Raw genomic sequence first — 6,479 nt, 5'->3', positions numbered from 1 at the left:
GCCGAGAACATCGTTCCCGCCTGACGCTGACGCGAAATCGTCGCGAACCAGCGGTTCGCGCATCATGTGGCTGGGGCCCGCGCTCTTGGGGTGCGGGCCCCCGCTCATTGGCTGAGCCCCTTTCCGGATTCCCGGACCACGGACGCCTCCGGCCGGCCCGCCGAGCGGGCCGCCCCGTAGAGAGGGTCCGGCTCTTCACATTTTCTTCGGCTCATTCTTGCGAATCCTCATGCGGTCGTCACCGCCTGGACGGAATTCCTCGATACGCCGCATCGAGGAAGGTTCCCTCTTGAACCGCACCCCCCGCCGCACCGGCGGAACGTCCGGCGGCTTCCGCGCGGACCGCAGGTCCGCGCGCGGCTCCCGCGTCCGCACCCAGGAGCCGGGCCGCCAGGGCCCGCGTACCGGCACCGGACGCAAGAGCGGCCCGGCCGCGCACACCACCCCGCGCCGGCAGGAGTTCGCCCTGCCGGTCACCGTCACCGCGCCGCTGCCGGCGGTCGAGACGTTCGCCGAGCTGGCCATGCCGGCCCGGCTGCTGGCCGCGCTCGGCACCGAGGGCGTCGCCGTGCCCTTCCCGATCCAGGCGGCCACCCTGCCGAACGCGCTGGCCGGCCGGGACGTGCTGGGCCGGGGCCGGACCGGCTCGGGCAAGACCCTCGCCTTCGGCCTGCCGCTGCTGGCCCGGCTGGACGGCCGGCGGGCCCAGCCCAGGCAGCCGCTCGCCCTCGTCCTGGTCCCCACCCGGGAGCTGGCCCAGCAGGTCACCGACGCGCTCACGCCCTACGCCCGCGCCCTGCGGCTGCGGCTCACCACCGTGGTCGGCGGCATGTCGATCGGCCGCCAGGCGAGCGCCCTGCGCGGCGGCGCCGAGGTCGTCGTCGCGACACCCGGCCGTCTGAAGGACCTCATCGAACGGCGTGACTGCCGGCTGGACGAGGTCTGCGTCACCGTCCTGGACGAAGCCGACCAGATGGCCGACATGGGGTTCATGCCCCAGGTGACCGCACTGCTCGACCAGGTGCCGGCCGACGGCCAGCGGCTGCTGTTCTCGGCCACCCTGGACCGCAACATCGACCTGCTGGTCCGCCGCTACCTGCACGACCCCGTGGTGCACTCGGTCGACCCGTCCGCGGGCGCCGTCACCACGATGGACCACCACCTGCTGCACGTGCATGACGACGACAAGCAGTCCGCCGTGACCGAGATCGCCGCGCGGGACGGCCGGGTGATCATGTTCCTGGACACCAAGCACGCGGTGGACCGGCTCACCAAGCACCTGCTGTCGGTCGGGGTGCGCGCCTCGGCGCTGCACGGCGGCAAGTCCCAGTCCCAGCGCAACCGGACGCTCGCCCAGTTCAAGGACGGTCACGTCACGGCCCTGGTGGCCACCAACGTGGCCGCGCGCGGCATCCACGTCGACGGCCTCGACCTGGTCGTGAACGTCGACCCGCCCGGCGACCACAAGGACTACCTCCACCGCGGCGGCCGTACCGCGCGCGCCGGCGAGTCCGGCACCGTCGTCACCCTCGTCCTGCCGCACCAGCGGCGTGCGGTGGACCGCCTCCTGTCCGACGCCGGCATCGCCGCGAACACCGCCCGGGTCCGCCCGGGCGAGACCGAGCTGCAGCGGATCACCGGCGCCCGGACGCCCTCCGGCGTGCCCGTCGTCCTGACCGTGCCAGCCGAGAGCCGCGGCGAGGGCAAGGGCGCGTCCGCCGGCCGGCGCCGCCGGGGCGGTGCGGGGCGCGGCAGGAGCGCGGGGGCCGCCCGCGGAGAGAGCGGCCAGGGCACCGGCCGTGGCGGGGAGTCCCGCGCCCGCCGGACCGCTCCCCGGAACAACGCCTAGCCGCACGACCGAACGCCGTCTTCCCCGCCCTGTGGAGGCATCCATGCGCTGTGTCATCGCCCGTTTCCCGTTCGACCTGGTCAAGAGCGAGGTCGAACAGGCCATGAGCGGCATCACGCCGGAACCCGTCACCGGGGTGTCGGTGACCGTCGGCAGCCGTGTCTACCCCGTGATGCAGGTCGGCGAAGTGGTCACCCGGCAGAACCGCCGCGACTTCACGGTGGGAGAGATGCGCCGGGCGCTGACCCGCCTCGGCTTCACCTGCCACGAGCCGCAGCCGGCCGCCCCGGCCCCGCAGACACCCCCCGCCGAGAACGTGCTCGGCTGGTAGGACCCCCGCCGGCTCACCGGCTCGGGATCACGCAGTTGCGTGGCTGTTCCCGGCCGGTGGGCCAGCCCAGCCCGACGAACCTCAGCTTCCCCCGGCCCCGTGGTCCCGGGTCGAGCTCGACCACCGCCATCGGCTTGTCGTAGGCGTTGCCGCCGCTGGTCAGGCAGATGAGGCCGCTCGTGCCGCGGACCCGGTGCCGGGACTGCAGCTGCGACCACTCCCTGCCGACGTCCTCCAGCCGGGGCACCGCCTGCGCGTCGCCGCCCTGTGTCTGGTGCAGCGCGGTACCGATGGTGACGAGACCGTCGTAGACGAGCATCGTCCGGGAGTCCTCCAGGTCCGGGTCGGAGCCGAGGTCCGTGCCCTGGCGGCGGGTGGCCTGGATCAGGTCCCGCAGGCCGTCCAGGGCCTCCTCGGGCTCGGTGAGGTACTGCGGGAGCACGTCCGCGCCGGGCTTGCGGTGGTGGGCCGCCTGCCACTTCCTGCTCCAGGCGTCCAACTCGGTGGTCCAGGCGTCCGGGTGGGCGGGTGCGGCGTACTGCACGGTCACCTTGGCCGTGCCGTCCGCGCCGCGCAGCTGCTGCCAGTCCTTGTCCTTCATGTCCTGCCGCAGCGAGGCCGCGTCGGAACCGCTGATGATGGTGTAGTGCCGGTTCCGGCAGCCCACCTGGGCGAGTTTGAGGGCGAACAGGCGCAGGTGCAGGGCGCGGCCGGCGAAGTAGACGGTGTCGGCGTCGGAGTCGCAGATGTTGTTGGCCATCTGGGTGAACTGGTTGCCGGTCGTGCCCTCCTCGTCGATGGCCGGGGACTGGAAGGGCATCGCGGCGGGGCCGGGCGGGCCCTGCTCCTCGATGCCGCTGAACGCCTTCGCCAGCGACTCGTTGTAGTTGTCCGGCCGGGTGTCGTGGACCAGGACCGTCTTGCGGTCCTCCCGGCCCCGCTCGCCGTTGAAGTCGGCCAGGGCCTGCGCCGCGTCGCGGTTGGTGGGGATGATGCGGGCCAGGCCCGGGAACCGGGGCTCGGCCATCCCGTCCGGCCCGTCCGCGTTGGCGATCCGGTCCCCGGTGATCCGGGAGGCGAGCACCGGGACCTGGTGGGCCGTCAGCCGCCGGACGGCTGCCTCCGTGGTGTCGAGGCTGAGGTTGAAGCCGGTGACGGCGCGCAGCCGGTCCTTGTCGGAGGCGGCCATGCGCAGCAGGGTGTCCACGACCTTCGCCTGCCGGCGGTAGTCGCGTCCGGGGTTGGCCAGCACGAGCCGCAGCGCGGGCGGTTCGCCCTCGCCCCGGTTGGCCTCCAGCTGCCCCAGGTAGGCGCCCTGGAGGTCGCTGCGCATCTGCCGCCGCAGGGCGGGCTTGTCGGACTGGAGCGGCATCATCATCGCCACCGTCACATGGGGGCGGCCCTCGATCTTCTCGTTCTCCTGCGCGATGGCCCGGGCCACGGCGCTGATCTCCGGGGTGCCGAAGTCGTAACCGGTGCCGTCGACGCCGATGCACTCGCCGCCGATCCGCTCGATGCCCGGCGCGCAGGTGTCCGGCCGGTGGAGGAAGGACCAGCCGGTCAGGCCCGCCGCCACGGCCGCCGCCGTGACCAGCAGCGTGTAGAGGATCTTCTTCCACCTGGGCATCCCCGTTACCTCCGTCGCCCGAGCTGTTCGGTGCAGGCGCAGCGCAGCAACGGCTGCTCGTTCTCCGCCAGTCCGCTCCAGTCGGTGGCGGTGCGGCCGAGCTGCCCGGCGCCGTCGAACTCCATGATCGAGAGCAGGTTGAGCAGCTTGGCCAGGGTGCGGGCCGTCTCCCGGCCGGTCGGCCTGGTCCGCTCCTCGCACAGCCAGACCGCGTGCAGCAACTGGTCGACCGTGCGGCGCAGTGCCGGCCCGGCCACCTCCACCAGGCCCTCGGCGCGCTGCCGGCGGGCGTCCGCGCCGCCCGGGTACGGTGCCTGGGCGACCTCCAGCAGGTCCGCGCACCACTGCCGGGGCCGGCCGGGCAGCGTGGCGGCGAGGTGGCCGACCACCTCGTCCACGCCGCCGGACACCAGGTGGTGGTTCATCCGGTGCGCCACGGCCGAGCGGAACGCGCCGCCCTCCGGCCGGTCCCCGTCCGCCGGGCGGCCGGCGTAGTGGTCGCGCAGCAGGTGGTGGTCGGCGTACCAGGCGGCGCCGTCGGGGCGCAGCCGGTACAGCCGGTGCACCAGCAGCTGGCGCAGCCCGAAGTCGCCGATGAAGTGCCGTTCGCAGCGGGGCCATCCGGTGTCGGTGAGCAGCTGCGCGACCTGGTGCGCGGTGAGCCGGTGGACGCGGCCGGCCTGGTGGTGGCGGAGCAGTACCTCCGCGCACTCCTCGTCGTGCGCCACCGACAGGTGGGTGAGCAGGTCGAGCCACTGGTCCCGGTGCTCGGGCGGCAGCCGCACCGGCAGCTGGTCCAGGACCAGTTCCTGGACCAGTACGTCCGCCACGGGCCGCTCGGCGGTGCCGTCGCCCGAAAGACGCAGCGGGGCGTCGAGGATGTCGCGGTCGTTGGCGTCCGCCGGCATGCGGAAGGCGGCGGCAGCGGCGGCCAGCCGGATCACCGTGTGCGGCCGGCCCCCGCTCAGCCGTGCCACGGCCGCGTCGGCACGGCGGCGGTCGCTGCCGTCCTCCGGTTCGGTGCGCCGCTGTCTGCGCTCGGTCTCCCGGCGGAGCTGGTCGCCGGTGAGGAAGGGCATCCGCAGCAGCAGCACCCCGCCGGCCAGCGGTACCCGCTCCCCCTCCGGTCCGGTACGCCGGGTCCAGGCGGACGGGATGCCGTCGGCGGGCCGGAACTCCGCCGGGGCCGGCACCTCCCGCGGGGGCAGCCCCTCGTACAGGAAGGCACCGCCGTCCGCCCGGCGGGCCGTGCCCACGATCACCACCCGGTCGCGCTGCCCGGCCCGGCGGTCGTCCAGGACGGCGCGCAGCAGCTGTTCGCCCAGCGGGCGGTCGGAGCGGTCCAGCAGCAGGGCCGGGCGGCCGACGCGGCGCAGCCAGCCGGCCGGCGAGGCGTAGGCCGCCTCCAGGTCCTCGCGCAGCGCCCGGAAGAGGAAGCTCTCCGCCAGTTCCCGGCGCTCGCCGCCGGCCCGGAAGTCGGCGGCGAGTTCGCGCAGGCCGTGCTGGGGCTGACCGGCCGCGCCGGGGTACGCGCCGTAGCTGCGCTCCAGCGCGTCCCTGCCCCGGGGTGCCAGGTTGGCGAAGAGGGTGTCCAGCAGGGCGGTGCTGACCGAGGCGGAGTACGGGTCGAGGGCCTGCCCGGACAGGGTGGTCAGCAGGTTGCGGATGGCGCTGCGCAGCACACCGCGCCAGAAGTCGCCCGCGCCCAGGCCGCGCAGGCGCTGGCGCTGGGGCAGCTCCTCGTACCGTTCGACCTCCGTCGCGACGGCCTCGGCGGTGCCCTCCGCGACACCGGTCGCGATCATCGCGAGGCCCGCGAAGAGGCGCGGGAAGGCGAAGGAGCCTCCGGTGCCCTGCCAGGTGCACAGCCGGCGCGCGGCCTCGACCAGGGCCTCGGTCGCGGCGGAGCGGGCGTCCGGCTCCGGTTCGGCCCGGTCGGCGTACACCGGGGATCCGCAGTCCAGGTGGATCACGGGCACCTTGGCGGCGAAGCGGTCCCGTACGGTCCGCAGCAGCCGGGCCTTGCCCATGCCGGGGCCGCCGGTGAGCAGGACCACCGGCAGGTCGGGGCCGTACAGGAGGTCCCGCCCGGCACCCGACGGCGACCGCCCGAGCAGACGCGCGAAGAAGCCTTCCTCACTGAGGAGTCTGTCGAACCCCAGGTCTTCACACACGGATCCCTCGTGGACGCTCGACCGCTCCGCAGCGGGTGATGTGACGGAAGGAGATTAGTGGAACACGGAGCGTACGGTTCGACAACGGGGTTTACACAAAAGGAAGTTGGCGGTAGCGGACGGAGTGATTCCCGGGAAGTCGCCGGTCACCCCGCTGCGCGAGGGCGGGCCTGCCGGCGGGCAGGCCCGCCCTCGCGGGGCCGGTCCGGGGGGCTGGGCCCCCTCCGGGGGGCTGGGCCCCCAGGGCCTGCCCTACTCCTCGTCGCTGGTGCGGACCGGGGTGGAGCGGCCGGGCTCGGGCAGCTCGGCCATCTCGGCCCGCACCAGCAGGACGTCGCCGATGAACAGGTCGTAGATCAGGATGCCGAGGGCGCCGCCGATCAGCGGCCCGACGATCGGGATCCACCAGTAGGCGCTGAACGAGCCGGCCACGCTGCCCGGGAAGGCCAGGCCGTCCCAGCCCGCCGCGTAGGTGAACAGGCGCGGTCCGAAGTCGCG

Annotated in this window: 4 protein-coding genes and 1 pseudogene; 2 read left to right on the top strand and 3 right to left on the bottom strand. The window is 74.2% G+C overall.

What is annotated here, in order from left to right:
- Positions 1–289: 289 nt before the first annotated feature.
- Together IE312_RS26150 and IE312_RS26145 are read left to right on the top strand one after the other, a co-directional pair.
- Positions 290–1,849, top strand: coding sequence for a DEAD/DEAH box helicase (locus IE312_RS26150; RefSeq protein ID WP_229900448.1), 1,560 nt, complete (start codon positions 290–292; stop codon positions 1,847–1,849).
- 43 nt (positions 1,850–1,892) lie between these two features.
- Positions 1,893–2,180, top strand: a complete 288-nt coding sequence (locus IE312_RS26145; protein ID WP_189984776.1) for an SCO5918 family protein — start codon at positions 1,893–1,895, stop codon at positions 2,178–2,180.
- A 13-nt stretch (positions 2,181–2,193) separates the two neighbouring features.
- On the opposite strand, the gene IE312_RS26140 is transcribed toward IE312_RS26145, so the two are convergent.
- The 3 genes and pseudogenes from IE312_RS26140 to IE312_RS41875 all read right to left on the bottom strand — a co-directional run.
- Positions 2,194–3,807, bottom strand: a complete 1,614-nt coding sequence (locus IE312_RS26140; RefSeq protein ID WP_189984775.1) for an ABC transporter substrate-binding protein — start codon at positions 3,805–3,807, stop codon at positions 2,194–2,196.
- Between the two features lie 5 nt (positions 3,808–3,812).
- Entirely contained in the window at positions 3,813–5,981 is a 2,169-nt protein-coding gene (locus IE312_RS26135) for a hypothetical protein (protein WP_189984774.1), read from the bottom strand.
- Positions 5,982–6,233: 252 nt separating this feature from the next.
- Positions 6,234–6,479: pseudogene (locus IE312_RS41875) on the bottom strand (aquaporin); the annotation flags it as partial.

The sequence above is a fragment of the Streptomyces capoamus genome (genome assembly GCF_014654935.1).
Lineage (GTDB): Bacteria > Actinomycetota > Actinomycetes > Streptomycetales > Streptomycetaceae > Streptomyces > Streptomyces capoamus.
The sequence above is the reverse complement of the archived record's forward strand: the minus strand, read 5'-3'. Positions and strand labels throughout refer to the sequence as shown.